This is a genomic window from Pseudomonas sp. Xaverov 259, from assembly GCF_019352915.1.
Taxonomy (GTDB): Bacteria; Pseudomonadota; Gammaproteobacteria; order Pseudomonadales; family Pseudomonadaceae; genus Aquipseudomonas.
In genome coordinates this window covers 331,381-349,680 of sequence record NZ_JAAAFV010000057.1, presented here as the reverse complement: position 1 = coordinate 349,680, position 18,300 = coordinate 331,381, and the positions used below count along the sequence as shown (strand labels likewise).

Sequence of the window (18,300 nt, the reverse complement as noted above, 5' to 3'; positions counted from 1 at the left end):
GAGAGTAGGTCATCGTCAAGATTAAATTCCGAAACCCCTGATTGCTAACGCAATCAGGGGTTTTGTTTTGGGTGGTCGTCCAGGCGTAAATCTCGCTCACGAGTGGCGTTAATCACAGCGCGTCCAGGTTGAGAAGCCACGTAGGCCTGCTTTGCAGCCGTCTCCAGTGCTAAATCCTGTCCTTTCTATGCAATGACCTTGCGCATGGCTATCATGCGTGCCTCATTGTGAGGCGATGCTTGCATGCTGACGTTGTTAACACTTCTGAAAGATGGTCGATTCCACTCCGGAGAGGCGCTGGGCGCTGCCCTGGGTGTCAGCCGCAGTGCTGTCTGGAAGCAGCTCCAGCATCTGGAGTCTGAATTGAACCTGCCCATTCATAAAGTTCGCGGCAGGGGCTACCAGCTAGCATCTCCATTGGTGTTCTTGAATGCTGAAGAAATTCAAGAGCAAGCTCCTGCTTTGGCGTGGCCGGTTTACATCTCTGACTCCATAGACTCTACCAATGCCGAGGCTTTGCGCCTCGTCGGTGCCGGTTGCGAGGCGCCATTCCTGGTACTTGCCGAGCAGCAAACGGCGGGAAGGGGTAGGCGGGGTCGTAAGTGGGTCAGTCCGTTCGCTCAAAACCTGTATTACAGCCTGGTGTTGCGCATTGACGGCGGATTAAGGCAGTTAGAGGGTCTTAGTCTTGTCGTCGGATTGGCGGTCATGCAGGCCCTGCGTGAGCTGGGTGTCCAGGCTGCGGCATTGAAATGGCCGAACGACGTCCTGGTTGGGCAGAAAAAAATTGCCGGTATATTGTTGGAATTGGTCGGAGATCCCGCTGATGTTTGCCACGTTGTCCTCGGTGTAGGGATCAACGTAAATATGCAGAAGGCCTCGGAGGTCGATCAGCAGTGGACATCGGCGCAGTTGGAGACGGGCTCCCCTGTCGACCGTAATCACTTGGTTGCACGGCTTGGTCTGCAACTGCAAAGTCACCTGGAGCGACATAAGGCTTTCGGTTTTGCTGCGCTTCAGGAAGAGTGGGAGCGAAATCATTTGTGGCAAGGTAAGGCCGTATCTCTTATCGCGGGTGTTAACCAGATCGATGGTGTAGTGCTGGGTGTTGATCACCAGGGCGCGTTGCGGCTGAGTGTCGCGGGTGTCGAAAAAATATACAGCGGTGGTGAGCTAAGCCTGAGGTTGCGTGATGATTCTTGAGCTCGACTGTGGGAATAGTTTTATCAAGTGGCGTGTGCTCGATTCGCCTGCGGCAAAGGCGTCCGCTGAGGGCGTCGTCGGCTCGGACCTTGAGTTGATTGAGGGGTTGATAGCGATTCCGGGGCTCTCATTGACGCGCTGTCGCCTGGTAAGTGTTCGGGCCTCCGAGGAGACCGGTCAGCTGGTTGAGTCATTGCAGGCGGCATTTGGGGTTGTTGTGTCTTGTGCTGTCTCGGCGAGAGAGGCCGCGGGTGTGCGTAACGGCTATGACGAGTTTGAGCGCCTTGGGCTAGATCGTTGGTTGGCAATGCTGGGCGGGTTCAAGTTGGCATCAGGTGCCTGCCTCGTGCTCGATTTCGGTACCGCAGCCACTGCGGATTTTATTGCTGCCGATGGCGAGCATCTTGGCGGATTCATATGTCCAGGGATGCCGCTCATGCGCAGCCAGTTGCGAACGCATACGCGCAAGATCCGCTATGACGATATTGCGGCAGAGCAGGCCTTGGCGCGCCTCTCGCCGGGGCGGACGACCGTTGAGGCGGTTGAGCGAGGTTGTACGCTGATGCTCAGGGGTTTTGTCTTGACCCAGCTCGAATTGGCTCGAAGCTATTGGGGGGATGATTTCACCGTCTTCCTGACTGGCGGGGATGCGGACCTGGTCTCTGATGCCGTGCCTCAGGCTCGTTTCGTTCCTGATCTGGTGTTTGTTGGCCTGGCGATGGCGTGCCCTTTGTCCTGAGGTATTTATGCGTTGGCTGTTTCTGCTTTTGCTCGTTCTCAATGCCTTCTATTACATCTGGCATCAACAGGAAGCCCCGTTGCGCGCTAAAGATGTAACCCCTCTGAGCCTTTATAAAGGCCCTCAGCAGGATATTCGCTTATTGAGTGAGTCCTCTGGCCCCATGGTTCGGCGTGACCGGGCAAAGGCGCCTGACGTACAAAATACCTGTCTATACATCGGTGGCTTTGCTGACCAGCGCCAGGCGCTGTCGGTCGAGCAGCGCCTCATAAGCCTGGATATAAAGGCCAAAGTGCAGTTGCTCAATACGCCTGATGCCTCCGGCTATTGGCTTCGTGTCGCCCCTGAAAGCAGGAGGCTGGCCGAAGATCTGCCGTTTGAAAACCTTGCTAAGGAATTCAATGAGTTAAAACATAAAATAATGTTGTGCGAAGGCGTTGCAACTGTCGAATAGTTTGCATAGAATGGCGCCCGCTTCGCAGTGAAGACCTTTACGGTCTACAAGGTGAAGCGAAGGTCAACGCAGCTAACCTCATATTTTTAATGAGAAAATGCTTGACAGAAGGCCGGCGTGATGTAGAATGCCGGCTCGCTTAGGAGGGGTTCCCGAGCGGCCAAAGGGATCAGACTGTAAATCTGACGTCTACGACTTCGAAGGTTCGAATCCTTCCCCCTCCACCATTTTTAGCGTGAGCTGCAAGCTCCGCGGGTATAGTTTAGTGGTAGAACCTCAGCCTTCCAAGCTGATGATGCGGGTTCGATTCCCGCTACCCGCTCCAAGTTTGCAGGTTGTGCAATGTGTTTTGCTCTTGTAGCTCAGTTGGTAGAGCACACCCTTGGTAAGGGTGAGGTCAGCGGTTCAAATCCGCTCAAGAGCTCCATATAACAAGGCAGATATGAAAATATCTGCCTTTGTTTTAACAGCTGCCTCGGCTTGTTGGTGTTGCATTTGGCTTTGTCGCCAAGTGATTTCAGGTCTAGTGGGGTTGGTTGTTGTAAAGTCTTTTTCAGGCCTGCATAATGGTCGGCCTGATTTTGTTTTAGGTCAGTAGCTCAATTGGCAGAGCGACGGTCTCCAAAACCGTAGGTTGGGGGTTCGATTCCCTCCTGACCTGCCAGATTCACGTGGTGTGTCTGGCTTTCTTTTCACAGGATCTTCATAGATGACTCCTAAGGCTGAAGCTCAAAGCTCTCGTTTCGATCTCGTCAAGTGGCTCGCCGTAGTCGCATTGGTGGTCGTAGGCGTTGTTGGCAATCAGTACTACTCTGCTTCGCCGATCCTGTACCGCGTACTCGCTTTGCTCGCCCTTGCTGCTGTAGCTGCCTTTGTAGGCCTGCAGACTGCCAAAGGCAAGTCTTTCGCGGTCCTGGTAAAGGAAGCTCGCACCGAAATTCGTAAAGTCGTTTGGCCGACTCGCCAAGAAACCACGCAGACCACGTTGATTGTTGTGGCTGTTGTTCTGGTTATGGCGTTGCTGTTGTGGGGGCTTGATTCCCTGCTCGGCTGGCTTGTTTCCTTGATTGTTGGCTAAGGGTGTCCCGTGGCTAAGCGTTGGTACGTTGTGCATGCTTACTCGGGTTACGAGAAGCATGTTATGCGCTCTTTGCTAGAGCGCGTAAAGCTCGCAGGCATGGAAGATGGCTTCGGCGAAATTCTGGTTCCCACTGAAGAAGTGGTTGAAATGCGGAATGGCCAGAAGCGCAAGAGCGAACGCAAGTTCTTCCCTGGCTACGTGCTGGTTCAGATGGACATGAATGAAGGTACTTGGCACTTGGTCAAGGACACTCCTCGTGTCATGGGTTTCATCGGCGGTACTGCTGATAAGCCTGCTCCGATCACTGACAAAGAGGCGGAAGCAATTCTGCGTCGCGTTGCTGACGGTAGCGACAAGCCTAAGCCGAAGACGTTGTTCGAGCCAGGTGAGGTTGTTCGTGTCACAGATGGTCCGTTTGCTGATTTTAACGGCACTGTCGAAGAAGTTAACTACGAAAAGAGCCGGATCCAAGTGGCAGTGCTCATTTTCGGTCGCTCTACTCCGGTAGAGTTGGAGTTCAGCCAGGTCGAGAAGGTCTAGCTGAGCAAGCATCCCAACCCCACAGCCTTAGGCTGTGGGGTTTTGTCGTCACTGGGATAAACGCGCAAGTAACCGGGGAGCCTTTCGAGGCGTTTGAACCCGTAATTGGAGTGCCTCATGGCCAAGAAGATTACCGCTTACATCAAGCTGCAAGTGAAGGCCGCTCAGGCCAACCCAAGTCCACCTGTCGGCCCGGCTCTGGGTCAGCACGGCGTGAACATCATGGAATTCTGCAAGGCCTTCAACGCCCGTACTCAGGGTCTAGAGCCAGGTCTGCCGACTCCAGTGATCATCACTGTATACAGCGACCGTAGCTTCACTTTCGAAACCAAGTCGACCCCGGCTTCGGTTTTGCTGAAGAAAGCTGCTGGTCTGACTAGCGGTTCCGCTCGTCCTAACACCGTTAAGGTTGGCACCGTAACTCGTGCTCAGCTGGAAGAAATCGCGAAAACCAAAAACGCGGATCTGACTGCAGCTGATATGGATGCAGCCGTGCGTACCATCGCCGGTTCTGCTCGTAGCATGGGCCTTAACGTGGAGGGTGTGTAATGGCTAAGCTGACCAAGCGCCAAAAGGCTATCGCCGGCAAAATCGAAGCAGGCAAGGCCTACAACTTTGTAGACGCCGCAGCCCTGCTGACCGAGCTGTCGACTGTCAAGTTCAGCGAGTCCGTTGACGTTGCTGTAAACTTGGGTGTTGACCCACGTAAATCCGACCAGGTCGTTCGTAGCGCTACTGTGCTGCCACACGGTACTGGCAAGACTGTACGTGTTGCTGTCTTCACCCAAGGCCCGGCAGCTGAAGCTGCTCTGGCCGCCGGCGCTGACCGCGTTGGCATGGACGACCTGGCTGCCGAAATGAAAGGCGGCGACCTGAACTACGACGTAGTTATTGCTTCCCCGGATGCAATGCGCGTTGTAGGTCAGTTGGGTCAGATCCTCGGTCCACGTGGTCTGATGCCTAACCCTAAAGTCGGCACCGTAACGCCAGACGTAGCTACCGCGGTTAAAAACGCCAAGGCTGGTCAGGTTCGTTATCGCACCGACAAAAACGGCATCATCCACACCTCCGTTGGCAAAGTCGGCTTTGATGCCGTCAAGCTGAAGGAAAACGTTGAGGCCCTGATCGCTGATCTGAAGCGTATCAAGCCGGCTTCCTCGAAAGGTATCTACGTCAAGCGCGTTACCCTGAGCACCACTATGGGCCCAGGTCTGGTCATCGACCAAGGCTCGCTGGACGTATAAGAAACACGTTGGTGCGAGAGATCGCGTCAATTGAAAAAATTGGGGTCCCTGCCTGGCGGGGGCTATCCAAGACCGTAGGCGGCGCAAGCCTTAAACCTCAAGCCTACGCAGATGGTGCTCCCGGTTCCTTACCGAATCAGACACCAAAACGACATCCGGCTTCGGCCAGATGAAACGGTAACAAGCAGGAGTTAAACCCGTGGCAATTAATCTCGAAGACAAGAAGGCCATCGTCGCTGAAGTCAACGAGGCTGCCAAAGCTGCTCTGTCCGCTGTCGTGGCTGATGCCCGTGGTGTGACAGTAAGCGCTATGACCGGACTCCGTAAAGAGGCTCGTGAAGCTGGCGTATACGTACGTGTTGTACGTAACACCCTGCTCAAGCGCGCTGTTGCTGACACTGAATACAGTGTCCTCAACGACGTGTTCACCGGCCCGACTCTGATCGCGTTCTCCAAAGATCACCCGGGTGCTGCTGCCCGTTTGTTCAAGGAATTCGCCAAGAGTCAGGATAAGTTCGAGATCAAGGCAGCTGCGTTCGAGGGCAAGTTCCTCGCAGCTAACCAAATCGACGTACTGGCAACACTGCCGACCCGTAACGAAGCTATTTCTCAGCTGATGAGCGTGATTCAAGGCGCTACCAGCAAGTTGGCTCGTACTCTGGCCGCAGTTCGCGAGCAAAAAGAAGCTGCTGCAGCCTAAGGCTGAGCATCTCCTTTCGCGTATTTTTGTTTATTTCGATGGCCGCGTAGGCCGTCCCCCAATTCAGGAAATACAGTAATGTCTATCTCCCAAGAAGATATCCTCAACGCCGTAGCTGAAATGTCGGTTCTGCAGGTTGTTGAGCTGATCAAAGCTTTCGAAGAAAAATTCGGCGTTTCCGCTGCCGCTGCTTCCGCTGGCCCAGCTGTTGCTGCTGTTGCTGCTGAAGAGCAAACCGAATTCAACGTCATGCTGCTGGAAGCTGGCGAGAAGAAAGTAAACGTGATCAAGGCAGTTCGTGAACTGACCGGTCTGGGCCTGAAAGAAGCCAAGGCTGTAGTTGACGGCGCTCCTGCCCAGGTTCTGGAAGCAGTGTCGAAAGACGCCGCTGACAAAGCTAAAGCAGTGCTGGAAGAAGCAGGCGCTAAAGTCGAGCTGAAGTAAGCATCGACCTTGCGTCTCCAGCCCAAGCGTTAAGCTGAAGGCTGATGGCTGGTGGCTCTTGCCACCGGCCTTTTTCCGTTCTTGGCTGTCGACTCGGTCGCCGCCAATGACGCGCTGTAGCCACCCGATGCGGTGGTGCAAACCATGGGGTTTGCAAGATTTTCTGGCTGCTCCCGTCGGAGGGGCCAAACAAGCAGGTGACCAAGCTGGGGAACGCTGATGGCTTACTCATATACTGAGAAAAAACGTATCCGCAAGGACTTTAGCAAGTTGCCGGACGTCATGGATGTCCCGTACCTTCTGGCTATCCAGCTGGATTCGTATCGTGAATTCTTGCAGGCGGGAGCGACCAAAGATCAGTTCCGCGACGTGGGCCTGCATGCGGCCTTCAAATCCGTTTTCCCGATCATCAGCTACTCCGGCAATGCTGCGCTGGAGTACGTGGGTTATCGCCTGGGCGAACCGGCATTTGATGTCAAAGAATGCGTGTTGCGCGGTGTTACGTACGCCGTACCTTTGCGGGTAAAAGTCCGCCTGATCATTTTCGACAAAGAATCGTCGAACAAAGCGATCAAGGACATCAAAGAGCAAGAAGTCTACATGGGCGAAATCCCACTGATGACTGAAAACGGTACCTTCGTAATCAACGGTACCGAGCGTGTTATTGTTTCCCAGCTGCACCGTTCCCCGGGCGTGTTCTTCGACCACGACCGCGGCAAGACGCACAGCTCCGGTAAACTCCTGTACTCCGCGCGGATCATTCCGTACCGCGGTTCGTGGTTGGACTTCGAGTTCGACCCGAAAGACTGCGTGTTCGTGCGTATCGACCGTCGTCGCAAGCTGCCGGCCTCGGTACTGCTGCGCGCGCTCGGTTACACCACTGAGCAGGTGCTGGACGCTTTCTACACCACCAACGTATTCAGCCTGAAGGATGAAACCCTCAGCCTGGAGCTGATTGCTTCGCGTCTGCGTGGTGAAATTGCCGTTCTGGACATTCAGGACGAAAACGGCAAAGTGATCGTTGAAGCGGGTCGTCGTATTACTGCGCGCCACATCAACCAGATCGAAAAAGCCGGCATCAAGTCGCTGGAAGTGCCTCTGGACTACGTCCTGGGTCGCACCACCGCCAAGGTTATCGTTCACCCGGCTACAGGCGAAATCCTGGCTGAGTGCAACACCGAGCTGAACACCGAAATCCTGGCAAAAATCGCCAAGGCCCAGGTTGTTCGCATCGAAACCCTGTACACCAACGACATCGACTGCGGTCCGTTCATTTCCGACACACTGAAGATCGACTCCACCAGCAACCAATTGGAAGCGCTGGTCGAGATCTATCGCATGATGCGTCCTGGTGAGCCACCAACCAAAGACGCTGCCGAGACCCTGTTCAACAACCTGTTCTTCAGCCCTGAGCGTTATGACCTGTCTGCGGTCGGCCGGATGAAGTTCAACCGTCGTATCGGTCGTACCGAGATCGAAGGTTCGGGCGTGCTGTGCAAGGAAGACATCGTCGCGGTACTGAAGACTCTGGTCGACATCCGTAACGGTAAAGGCATCGTCGATGACATCGACCACCTGGGTAACCGTCGTGTTCGCTGCGTAGGCGAAATGGCCGAAAACCAGTTCCGCGTTGGCCTGGTACGTGTTGAGCGTGCGGTCAAAGAGCGTCTGTCGATGGCTGAAAGCGAAGGCCTGATGCCGCAAGACCTCATCAACGCCAAGCCAGTGGCTGCGGCGGTGAAAGAGTTCTTCGGTTCCAGCCAGCTTTCCCAGTTCATGGACCAGAACAACCCGCTCTCCGAGATCACCCACAAGCGCCGTGTTTCCGCACTGGGCCCGGGCGGTCTGACCCGTGAGCGTGCAGGCTTCGAAGTTCGTGACGTACACCCGACGCACTACGGTCGTGTTTGCCCGATCGAAACGCCGGAAGGTCCGAACATCGGTCTGATCAACTCCTTGGCCGCTTATGCGCGCACCAACCAGTACGGCTTCCTCGAGAGCCCGTACCGTGTGGTGAAAGACGCTCTGGTCACTGACGAGATCGTATTCCTGTCTGCCATCGAAGAAGCTGATCACGTAATCGCTCAGGCTTCGGCCACGATGAACGACAAGAAAGTCCTGATCGACGAGCTGGTAGCTGTTCGTCACCTGAACGAGTTCACTGTCAAGGCGCCGGAAGACGTCACCTTGATGGACGTTTCGCCGAAGCAGGTAGTTTCGGTTGCAGCGTCGCTGATCCCGTTCCTGGAACACGATGACGCCAACCGTGCGTTGATGGGTTCCAACATGCAGCGTCAAGCTGTACCCACCCTGCGTGCTGACAAGCCGCTGGTAGGTACCGGCATGGAGCGTAACGTAGCCCGTGACTCCGGCGTTTGCGTCGTGGCTCGTCGTGGCGGCGTGATCGACTCCGTTGATGCCAGCCGTATCGTGGTTCGTGTTGCCGATGATGAAGTTGAAACTGGCGAAGCCGGTGTCGACATCTACAACCTGACCAAATACACCCGCTCGAACCAGAACACCTGCATCAACCAGCGTCCGCTGGTGAGCAAGGGTGATCGCGTTCAGCGTAGCGACATCATGGCCGACGGCCCGTCCACCGACATGGGTGAACTGGCACTGGGTCAGAACATGCGCATCGCGTTCATGGCATGGAACGGCTTCAACTTCGAAGACTCCATCTGCCTGTCCGAGCGTGTGGTTCAAGAAGACCGCTTCACCACGATCCACATTCAGGAACTGACCTGTGTGGCACGTGACACCAAGCTTGGGCCAGAGGAAATCACTGCAGACATCCCGAACGTGGGTGAAGCTGCACTGAACAAGCTGGACGAAGCCGGTATCGTTTACGTAGGTGCTGAAGTTGGCGCAGGCGACATTCTGGTCGGTAAGGTCACTCCGAAAGGCGAGACCCAACTGACTCCGGAAGAGAAACTGTTGCGTGCCATCTTCGGTGAAAAAGCCAGCGACGTTAAAGACACCTCCCTGCGTGTACCTACCGGTACCAAAGGTACTGTCATCGACGTACAGGTCTTCACCCGTGACGGCGTCGAGCGTGATGCTCGTGCACTGTCCATCGAGAAGACTCAACTCGACGAGATCCGCAAGGACCTGAACGAAGAGTTCCGTATCGTTGAAGGCGCAACCTTCGAACGTCTGCGTTCCGCTCTGGTAGGCCACAAGGCTGAAGGCGGCGCAGGTCTGAAGAAAGGTCAGGACATCACCGACGAAGTACTCGACGGTCTTGAGCACGGCCAGTGGTTCAAACTGCGCATGGCTGAAGACGCTCTGAACGAGCAGCTCGAGAAGGCCCAGGCCTATATCGTTGATCGCCGCCGTCTGCTGGACGACAAGTTCGAAGACAAGAAGCGCAAACTGCAGCAGGGCGATGACCTGGCTCCAGGCGTGCTGAAAATCGTCAAGGTTTACCTGGCAATCCGTCGCCGCATCCAGCCGGGCGACAAGATGGCCGGTCGTCACGGTAACAAAGGTGTGGTCTCCGTGATCATGCCGGTTGAAGACATGCCGCACGATGCCAATGGCACCCCGGTCGACGTCGTCCTCAACCCGTTGGGCGTACCTTCGCGTATGAACGTTGGTCAGATCCTCGAAACCCACCTGGGCCTTGCGGCCAAAGGTCTGGGCGAGAAGATCAACCGTATGATCGAAGAGCAGCGCAAGGTTGCTGACCTGCGTAAGTTCCTGCACGAGATCTACAACGAGATCGGCGGTCGCAACGAAGAGCTGGACACCTTCTCCGACCAGGAAATCCTGGACCTGGCGAAGAACCTGCGCGGCGGCGTTCCAATGGCTACCCCGGTGTTCGACGGTGCCAAGGAAAGCGAAATCAAGGCCATGCTGAAACTGGCAGACCTGCCAGAAAGCGGCCAGATGCAGCTGTTCGACGGCCGTACCGGCAACAAGTTTGAGCGCCCGGTTACTGTTGGCTACATGTACATGCTGAAGCTGAACCACTTGGTAGACGATAAGATGCACGCTCGTTCTACCGGTTCGTACAGCCTGGTTACCCAGCAGCCGCTGGGTGGTAAGGCTCAGTTCGGTGGTCAGCGTTTCGGGGAGATGGAGGTCTGGGCACTGGAAGCATACGGTGCTGCTTACACTCTGCAAGAAATGCTCACAGTGAAGTCGGACGATGTGAACGGTCGGACCAAGATGTACAAAAACATCGTGGACGGCGATCACCGTATGGAGCCGGGCATGCCCGAGTCCTTCAACGTGTTGATCAAAGAAATTCGTTCCCTCGGCATCGATATCGATCTGGAAACCGAATAACACGTGACGCGAATCGAGAGCGGGGCTGTTTGGCCCGCTCTCTGCTCCGCCAGGAGGAAAGGCCTTGAAAGACCTACTGAATTTGCTGAAAAACCAGGGTCAAGTCGAAGAGTTCGACGCCATCCGTATTGGGTTGGCATCGCCTGAGATGATCCGTTCGTGGTCGTTCGGTGAAGTTAAAAAGCCGGAAACCATTAACTACCGTACGTTCAAACCAGAACGTGACGGCCTGTTCTGCGCCAAGATCTTTGGCCCGGTAAAGGATTACGAGTGCCTGTGCGGTAAGTACAAGCGCTTGAAGCACCGTGGTGTGATCTGCGAGAAGTGCGGCGTTGAAGTCGCACTGGCCAAGGTTCGTCGTGAGCGCATGGCGCACATCGAACTGGCTTCGCCGGTTGCCCACATCTGGTTCCTGAAATCGCTGCCGTCCCGTATCGGCTTGCTGATGGACATGACCCTGCGTGATATCGAACGTGTTCTCTACTTCGAGAGCTATGTCGTTATCGACCCAGGCATGACCACCCTTGAAAAAGGTCAGCTGCTGAACGACGAGCAGTACTTCGAAGCGCTGGAAGAATTCGGTGACGATTTCGATGCCCGCATGGGTGCCGAAGCTGTCCGCGAACTGCTGCACGCTATCGACCTGGAACACGAGATTGGCCGTCTGCGCGAAGAAATTCCGCAAACCAACTCCGAAACCAAGATCAAGAAGCTGTCCAAGCGTCTGAAGTTGATGGAAGCCTTCCAGGGTTCCGGCAACTTGCCAGAGTGGATGGTGCTGACCGTTCTGCCGGTTCTGCCGCCAGACCTGCGTCCGCTGGTACCGTTGGACGGTGGTCGTTTCGCGACGTCCGACCTCAACGACCTGTACCGCCGCGTGATCAACCGTAACAACCGCTTGAAGCGCCTGCTCGATCTGTCCGCTCCGGACATCATCGTGCGCAACGAAAAGCGTATGTTGCAAGAAGCTGTCGATGCCTTGCTCGACAACGGTCGTCGTGGCCGCGCTATCACCGGTTCCAACAAGCGTCCTCTGAAATCCTTGGCTGACATGATCAAGGGTAAGCAAGGTCGTTTCCGTCAGAACTTGCTCGGTAAGCGTGTTGACTACTCCGGTCGTTCGGTAATTACCGTAGGCCCGACCCTGCGTCTGCACCAGTGCGGTCTGCCTAAGAAGATGGCACTTGAGCTGTTCAAGCCATTCATCTTCGGCAAGCTGGAAATGCGCGGTCTCGCGACCACCATCAAAGCGGCCAAGAAAATGGTCGAGCGCGAACTGCCAGAGGTTTGGGACGTTCTCGCTGAAGTGATTCGCGAACACCCGGTTCTCCTCAACCGTGCACCGACCCTTCACCGTCTGGGTATCCAGGCGTTTGAACCGGTACTGATCGAAGGTAAGGCTATCCAGCTGCACCCGCTGGTCTGTGCTGCGTACAACGCCGACTTCGACGGCGACCAAATGGCCGTGCACGTACCGCTGACACTGGAAGCTCAGTTGGAAGCGCGTGCGTTGATGATGTCGACCAACAACATTCTGTCGCCAGCCAACGGTGAGCCAATCATCGTTCCGTCGCAGGACGTTGTATTGGGTCTGTACTACATGACCCGTGAAGCGATCAACGCCAAAGGCGAAGGTCGTGTGTTCGCTGACCTGCAAGAAGTTGACCGTGTGTTCCGTGCCGGCGAAGCCGCACTGCATGCCAAGGTCAAAGTGCGGATCAACGAAACCGTCAACGACCGTGATGGCGGCAGCGTGAGCGGCACCCGTATTGTCGACACCACTGTCGGCCGTGCGCTGCTGTATCAAGTTGTGCCAAAAGGTCTGTCGTACGACGTCGTCAACTTGCCGATGAAGAAAAAGGCGATCTCCAAGCTGATCAACCAGTGCTACCGCGTGGTTGGTTTGAAAGAGACGGTGATCTTCGCTGACCAGTTGATGTACACCGGCTTTGCCTATTCGACCATTTCCGGCGTTTCCATCGGTGTTAACGACTTCGTTATCCCGGATGAAAAAGCTCAGATCATCAATGCTGCAACTGATGAAGTGAAAGAAATCGAAAGCCAGTACGCTTCCGGCCTGGTAACCCAAGGCGAGAAGTACAACAAAGTGATCGACCTTTGGTCCAAGGCCAACGACGAAGTGTCGAAGGCGATGATGGCTAACCTCTCGAAAGAGAAAGTTATCGACCGTCATGGCGTAGAAGTCGATCAAGAGTCGTTCAACTCGATGTACATGATGGCCGACTCGGGCGCACGGGGTTCTGCTGCGCAGATCCGTCAGCTCGCCGGTATGCGTGGCCTGATGGCCAAGCCGGACGGCTCCATCATCGAAACGCCGATTACTGCGAACTTCCGTGAAGGTTTGAGTGTACTTCAGTACTTCATCTCCACTCACGGTGCTCGTAAGGGTCTTGCGGATACCGCGTTGAAAACAGCTAACTCCGGTTACCTGACTCGTCGTCTGGTAGACGTTGCCCAAGACTTGGTTGTGACTGAAGTTGACTGCGGCACCGAACACGGTCTGCTGATGACTCCGCACATCGAAGGCGGCGACGTTGTAGAGCCATTGGGTGAGCGCGTACTGGGTCGAGTTATCGCCCGTGACGTATTCAAGCCAGGTACCGAGGAAATTATCGTTCCTGCCGGCACCCTGGTAGATGAGAAGTGGGTCGAGTTCATCGAACTCAACAGCATCGACGAAGTGATTGTTCGCTCGCCGATCAGCTGCGAAACCCGCTATGGCATTTGCGCCAAGTGCTACGGCCGTGACTTGGCTCGTGGTCACCAGGTGAACATCGGTGAAGCGGTTGGCGTAATTGCTGCCCAGTCCATCGGTGAGCCGGGTACCCAGCTGACCATGCGTACGTTCCACATCGGTGGTGCGGCAAGCCGGACCTCCGCAGCTGACAGCGTTCAGGTGAAGAATGGCGGCACTGTCCGTCTGCACAACCTGAAGCACGTTGAGCGAGTGGATGGTTGCCTGGTTGCTGTGTCCCGTTCCGGTGAGCTGGCAATCGCTGATGACTACGGTCGTGAGCGTGAGCGTTACAAGCTGCCGTACGGTGCTGTGATTTCGGTTAAAGAAGGTGACAAGGTCGACGCTGGCGCAATCGTGGCCAAGTGGGATCCGCACACTCACCCAATCGTTACCGAAATGAAAGGTACCGTGACCTACGTGGGCATGGAAGAAGGCATCACGATCAAGCGTCAGACTGACGAATTGACCGGTATGACCAACATTGAAGTACTCGACGCGAAAGATCGTCCAGCTGCCGGTAAAGACATCCGTCCTGCCGTGAAGATGGTCGACGACAACGGCAAGGACTTGTTGCTGCCAGGCACTGACGTAATCGCTCAGTACTTCCTGCCAGCCAACGCCCTGGTCGGTGTGGCGGATGGTGCGAAGATCGCGATCGGTGATGTTATCGCGCGTATCCCGCAAGAAACTTCGAAGACCCGCGACATCACCGGTGGTCTGCCGCGTGTTGCCGACTTGTTCGAAGCTCGTCGTCCGAAAGAAGCGTCGATTCTGGCTGAAGTCAGCGGCACCATCGCGTTCGGTAAAGAGACCAAAGGCAAGCGCCGTCTGGTCATTACCCCGAACGATGGTACTGATCCGTACGAAGAGCTGATTCCGAAGTGGCGTCACCTGAACGTCTTCGAAGGCGAACAGGTAAACCGCGGCGAAGTTATCTCCGACGGCCCAAGCGATCCACACGACATCCTGCGTCTGCTGGGTGTGAGTGCGCTGGCCAAGTACATCGTTAACGAGATCCAGGACGTTTACCGTCTGCAAGGCGTGAAGATCAACGATAAGCACATCGAGACCATCCTGCGTCAGATGCTGCGTAAAGTTGAAATCGCTGAATCCGGCGATTCCAGTTTCATCAAGGGCGACCAGATGGAACTGACTCACGTACTGGTAGAAAACGAACGTCTGGGCGCGGAAGACAAATTTGTATCCAAGTTCACTCGTGTGTTGCTGGGTATCACCAAGGCGTCGTTGTCCACTGAGTCGTTCATCTCGGCGGCCTCCTTCCAGGAGACCACTCGCGTACTGACCGAAGCAGCGGTAACCGGCAAGCGCGATTACCTGCGCGGCCTGAAAGAAAACGTAGTCGTGGGTCGTCTGATCCCGGCTGGTACCGGTTTGGCTTACCACAGCGAGCGCAAGCGCCGCCGTGATGCTGACAAGCCGCTGCGCGTAAGCGCCAGTGAAGTGGAAGCTGCACTGACCGAAGCGCTGAACTCAAGCGGTAACTGAGTTCTGCGATAAATAAGTCTGGGCCCTGGCAGCCCCATTCGTCGGATCGAGGCATTTTTGCCCCGGTTCGACGAGAGGGGAGGTCGGGGCCTTGCCTTGACTGGGGGCAAGATCCTCTTTAGACTCTTGTACCCCTAAATTTGGCGGGAATTCGTTCCTGCCATTTTGCTTTTCTTGCAAGACAATAGCGTCGCAAGACAACAGTGGAGCTAGTAGATGGCAACTATCAACCAGCTGGTACGTCAGCCGCGTAAGCGTATCGTCGAGAAATCCGACGTACCTGCGCTGCAGAACTGCCCGCAACGTCGTGGCGTATGCACTCGTGTGTATACCACCACGCCGAAAAAACCTAACTCGGCACTGCGTAAAGTATGCCGTGTGCGCCTGACCAACGGTTTCGAGGTTTCCTCGTACATCGGCGGTGAAGGCCACAACCTGCAAGAGCACAGCGTGGTACTGATCCGCGGCGGTCGTGTAAAAGACTTGCCAGGTGTTCGTTACCACACCGTACGCGGCTCCTTGGATACTTCCGGCGTTAAAGGTCGTAACCAGGGTCGTTCGAAGTACGGTACCAAGAAGCCTAAGTAGTAGCGGCTTTTTGTAAAACTGAATCATCTTATTTTCTGAGTCGATAAGAGTAAGGTCGGAGGCGTCCCGAAAGGGCACCGATTCCGAACGAACCTGAAGACCGTTTGAGGGCTTATCCATGCCAAGAAGACGCGTAGCAGCCAAGCGCGAAGTGCTTGACGATCCAAAATACGGAAGCCAAATTCTGGCCAAGTTCATGAACCACGTGATGGAAAGCGGCAAAAAAGCCGTTGCCGAGCGTATCGTTTATGGCGCGCTGGAAAAGGTTAAAGAACGCAAGAACAGCGACCCCCTGGAAATCTTCGAGAAAGCTCTCGACGCCATCGCTCCGCTGGTCGAAGTGAAGTCGCGCCGTGTAGGCGGTGCTACTTACCAGGTTCCGGTCGAAGTTCGTCCGTCCCGTCGTAACGCTCTGGCAATGCGCTGGTTGGTAGACTTCGCCCGTAAGCGCGGCGAGAAGTCTATGGCCCTGCGTTTGGCCGGCGAGCTGTTGGACGCTGCTGAAGGTAAAGGTGCTGCTGTTAAGAAGCGTGAAGACGTGCACCGTATGGCTGAAGCTAACAAAGCTTTCTCGCACTACCGCTTCTAATCTTAGCTTCACTAATTTTGCGAGGGCTTTATGGCTCGTACTACTCCGATTAGCCGCTACCGTAACATCGGTATCGTTGCTCACGTGGATGCTGGTAAAACCACCACCACCGAGCGCGTACTGTTTTACACCGGCAAAAGTCACAAGATGGGCGAGGTGCATGACGGCGCCGCGACCACAGACTGGATGGTTCAGGAGCAGGAGCGTGGTATTACCATTACTTCTGCTGCTATTACCGCCTTCTGGAAAGGTTCCGAGAAGCAGTACAAGGATGAGCACCGCTTCAACGTAATCGATACCCCGGGCCACGTAGACTTCACCATTGAAGTTGAACGTTCCCTGCGCGTACTCGACGGCGCTGTCGTTGTGTTCTGCGGTACCTCGGGTGTTGAGCCTCAGTCGGAAACCGTATGGCGTCAAGCCAACAAATACGGCGTTCCACGTCTTGTTTACGTAAACAAGATGGACCGTGCTGGTGCCAACTTCCTGCGCGTGATCGGTCAGATCAAGCAGCGCCTGGGTCACACCCCGGTGCCAATCCAGTTGGCTATCGGTTCCGAAGACAATTTCCAGGGCCAGATCGATCTGCTGACCATGGAAGCTGTTTACTGGAACGATGCTGACAAAGGTATGGTTCCTGTTCGCAAGCCTATCCCTGCTGAACTGCAGGAACTGGCTGACGAATGGCGCAACAACATGGTTGAAGCTGCGGCCGAAGCCAACGAAGAGCTGATGAACAAGTACCTCGAAGGTGAAGAACTCACCAACGTGGAAATCAAGGCCGCTCTGCGTCAGCGTACTATCGCTGGTGAGATCGTCTTGGCTGTTTGCGGTTCCTCGTTCAAGAACAAGGGCGTTCCCCTGGTTCTCGATGCTGTGATCGACTACCTGCCGGCACCAGTGGATATTCCTGCCATCAAGGGTACTGACCCGGATGACGAGACTATCGAGCTGGAGCGTCATGCAGACGACGCAGAACCGTTCTCCGCTCTGGCATTCAAAATTGCCACTGACCCATTCGTGGGTACCTTGACCTTCGTCCGCGTTTACTCGGGCGTGTTGAACTCCGGCGACGGCGTGATCAACTCGGTTAAAGGCAAGAAAGAGCGCGTGGGTCGTATGGTGCAAATGCACGCAAACGCCCGCGAAGAGATCAAGGAAGTACGCGCTGGTGACATCGCGGCCTTGATCGGCATGAAGGACGTCACCACTGGTGAAACCTTGTGCAACGCTGACAAGCCAATCATCCTGGTTCGCATGGACTTCCCGGAGCCGGTTATTTCGGTTGCCGTAGAGCCTAAGACCAAGGATGACCAGGAAAAAATGGGTATCGCTCTGGGCAAACTTGCTCAGGAAGATCCATCTTTCCGCGTCAAGACTGATGAAGAGACTGGTCAAACGATCATCTCCGGCATGGGCGAGCTGCACCTGGACATCCTGGTTGACCGGATGCGCCGTGAGTTCAACGTCGAAGCCAACATCGGTAAGCCTCAGGTTTCCTATCGTGAGCGCATCACGAAGAACTGTGAAATCGAAGGCAAGTTCGTTCGTCAGTCCGGCGGTCGTGGTCAGTTCGGTCACTGCTGGATCCGTTTTGCACCTGCTGACGAAGGTCAGGAAGGTCTGCAATTCGTGAACGAAGTAGTCGGTGGTGTTGTTCCTAAGGAATACATCCCTGCTATCCAGAAGGGCATCGAAGAGCAGATGAAGAACGGTGTTGTTGCCGGCTATCCGCTGATCGGCCTGAAAGCAACCGTTTTTGACGGTTCTTACCACGACGTCGACTCCAACGAGATGGCGTTTAAGGTGGCTGCTTCCATGGCAACCAAGCAACTGGCCCAGAAGGGCGGTGGTGAGTTGCTTGAGCCAATCATGGCGGTAGAAGTTGTTACACCTGAAGACTATATGGGTGATGTCATGGGCGACCTTAACCGTCGTCGCGGCATGATCTTGGGTATGGAAGACACGGTTTCCGGCAAAGTGATTCGCGCCGAGGTTCCGTTGGGTGAGATGTTCGGTTATGCGACCGACGTTCGCTCCATGTCTCAGGGTCGCGCAAGCTACTCTATGGAATTCAAAAAATACAACACAGCTCCGGCGCACATCGCTGAAACTGTATCCAAAAAACAAGGCTGATTCAGTCCTTTAGGCAAGGAGTTAA

Annotated in this window: 14 protein-coding genes and 4 tRNA genes; all 18 read left to right on the top strand. The window is 55.2% G+C overall.

Annotated elements, in window-relative coordinates; all coding sequences use genetic code 11:
* Positions 1-243: 243 nt before the first annotated feature.
* Positions 244-1,203, top strand: a complete 960-nt coding sequence (gene birA / locus K0H48_RS24390; protein WP_219269479.1) for a bifunctional biotin--[acetyl-CoA-carboxylase] ligase/biotin operon repressor BirA — start codon at positions 244-246, stop codon at positions 1,201-1,203.
* Positions 1,193-1,942 (top strand): pantothenate kinase, encoded by a 750-nt coding sequence (locus K0H48_RS24385; RefSeq protein ID WP_219269478.1) that lies wholly within the window; start codon positions 1,193-1,195, stop codon positions 1,940-1,942. Before birA ends, K0H48_RS24385 begins: the two co-directional genes overlap by 11 nt.
* Positions 1,943-1,949: 7 nt before the next feature.
* The gene (locus tag K0H48_RS24380; protein ID WP_219269477.1) at positions 1,950-2,396 is read left to right on the top strand and encodes a hypothetical protein; all 447 of its coding nucleotides are present in this window, start codon (positions 1,950-1,952) and stop codon (positions 2,394-2,396) included.
* Positions 2,397-2,538: 142 nt separating this feature from the next.
* Positions 2,539-2,623: transfer RNA gene (locus K0H48_RS24375), tRNA-Tyr, on the top strand.
* 24 nt (positions 2,624-2,647) lie between these two features.
* Positions 2,648-2,721 (top strand) — tRNA-Gly (locus K0H48_RS24370).
* A gap of 26 nt (positions 2,722-2,747) precedes the next feature.
* Positions 2,748-2,823 (top strand) — tRNA-Thr (locus K0H48_RS24365).
* Between the two features lie 161 nt (positions 2,824-2,984).
* Positions 2,985-3,060, top strand: a tRNA-Trp gene (locus K0H48_RS24360).
* 45 nt (positions 3,061-3,105) lie between these two features.
* A complete protein-coding gene (secE, locus tag K0H48_RS24355) occupies positions 3,106-3,474 on the top strand; it encodes a preprotein translocase subunit SecE (protein ID WP_003194658.1) in 369 nt (122 codons plus the stop codon).
* Between the two features lie 9 nt (positions 3,475-3,483).
* A complete protein-coding gene (gene nusG / locus K0H48_RS24350) occupies positions 3,484-4,017 on the top strand; it encodes a transcription termination/antitermination protein NusG (protein WP_003176436.1) in 534 nt (177 codons plus the stop codon).
* A 117-nt stretch (positions 4,018-4,134) separates the two neighbouring features.
* Entirely contained in the window at positions 4,135-4,566 is a 432-nt protein-coding gene (rplK, locus tag K0H48_RS24345; RefSeq protein ID WP_003176435.1) for a 50S ribosomal protein L11, read from the top strand.
* The gene (gene rplA / locus K0H48_RS24340) at positions 4,566-5,261 is read left to right on the top strand and encodes a 50S ribosomal protein L1 (RefSeq protein ID WP_003232403.1); all 696 of its coding nucleotides are present in this window, start codon (positions 4,566-4,568) and stop codon (positions 5,259-5,261) included. The genes rplK and rplA overlap by 1 nt, the downstream gene beginning before the upstream one ends.
* A gap of 199 nt (positions 5,262-5,460) precedes the next feature.
* Positions 5,461-5,961, top strand: a complete 501-nt coding sequence (gene rplJ, locus K0H48_RS24335; protein WP_056861893.1) for a 50S ribosomal protein L10 — start codon at positions 5,461-5,463, stop codon at positions 5,959-5,961.
* Positions 5,962-6,039: 78 nt separating this feature from the next.
* Positions 6,040-6,405 (top strand): 50S ribosomal protein L7/L12, encoded by a 366-nt coding sequence (gene rplL / locus K0H48_RS24330; protein ID WP_010566858.1) that lies wholly within the window; start codon positions 6,040-6,042, stop codon positions 6,403-6,405.
* A gap of 219 nt (positions 6,406-6,624) precedes the next feature.
* Positions 6,625-10,698: a DNA-directed RNA polymerase subunit beta gene (gene rpoB, locus K0H48_RS24325; protein WP_017135961.1), complete on the top strand. Its 4,074-nt coding sequence runs from the start codon at positions 6,625-6,627 to the stop codon at positions 10,696-10,698.
* A 64-nt stretch (positions 10,699-10,762) separates the two neighbouring features.
* Positions 10,763-14,962 (top strand): DNA-directed RNA polymerase subunit beta', encoded by a 4,200-nt coding sequence (rpoC, locus tag K0H48_RS24320; protein ID WP_083356524.1) that lies wholly within the window; start codon positions 10,763-10,765, stop codon positions 14,960-14,962.
* A gap of 216 nt (positions 14,963-15,178) precedes the next feature.
* Positions 15,179-15,550: a 30S ribosomal protein S12 gene (gene rpsL / locus K0H48_RS24315; protein ID WP_002555494.1), complete on the top strand. Its 372-nt coding sequence runs from the start codon at positions 15,179-15,181 to the stop codon at positions 15,548-15,550.
* Between the two features lie 118 nt (positions 15,551-15,668).
* Positions 15,669-16,139 (top strand): 30S ribosomal protein S7, encoded by a 471-nt coding sequence (rpsG, locus tag K0H48_RS24310; protein ID WP_002555493.1) that lies wholly within the window; start codon positions 15,669-15,671, stop codon positions 16,137-16,139.
* A 30-nt stretch (positions 16,140-16,169) separates the two neighbouring features.
* Entirely contained in the window at positions 16,170-18,275 is a 2,106-nt protein-coding gene (gene fusA, locus K0H48_RS24305; protein ID WP_015886136.1) for an elongation factor G, read from the top strand.
* Positions 18,276-18,300: the final 25 nt, after the last annotated feature.

What these genes read in the sequence shown, in the direction of transcription:
- rplL (WP_010566858.1), top strand. Translation starts at nt 6,040, where the DNA reads ATGTCTATCTCCCAAGAAGATATCCTCAACGCCGTAGCTGAAATGTCG.
- fusA (WP_015886136.1), top strand. Translation starts at nt 16,170, where the DNA reads ATGGCTCGTACTACTCCGATTAGCCGCTACCGTAACATCGGTATCGTT.
- rplK (WP_003176435.1), top strand. Translation starts at nt 4,135, where the DNA reads ATGGCCAAGAAGATTACCGCTTACATCAAGCTGCAAGTGAAGGCCGCT.
- K0H48_RS24385 (WP_219269478.1), top strand. Translation starts at nt 1,193, where the DNA reads ATGATTCTTGAGCTCGACTGTGGGAATAGTTTTATCAAGTGGCGTGTG.
- rpsL (WP_002555494.1), top strand. Translation starts at nt 15,179, where the DNA reads ATGGCAACTATCAACCAGCTGGTACGTCAGCCGCGTAAGCGTATCGTC.
- K0H48_RS24380 (WP_219269477.1), top strand. Translation starts at nt 1,950, where the DNA reads ATGCGTTGGCTGTTTCTGCTTTTGCTCGTTCTCAATGCCTTCTATTAC.
- birA (WP_219269479.1), top strand. Translation starts at nt 244, where the DNA reads ATGCTGACGTTGTTAACACTTCTGAAAGATGGTCGATTCCACTCCGGA.
- rpoB (WP_017135961.1), top strand. Translation starts at nt 6,625, where the DNA reads ATGGCTTACTCATATACTGAGAAAAAACGTATCCGCAAGGACTTTAGC.
- rpsG (WP_002555493.1), top strand. Translation starts at nt 15,669, where the DNA reads ATGCCAAGAAGACGCGTAGCAGCCAAGCGCGAAGTGCTTGACGATCCA.
- rplA (WP_003232403.1), top strand. Translation starts at nt 4,566, where the DNA reads ATGGCTAAGCTGACCAAGCGCCAAAAGGCTATCGCCGGCAAAATCGAA.
- secE (WP_003194658.1), top strand. Translation starts at nt 3,106, where the DNA reads ATGACTCCTAAGGCTGAAGCTCAAAGCTCTCGTTTCGATCTCGTCAAG.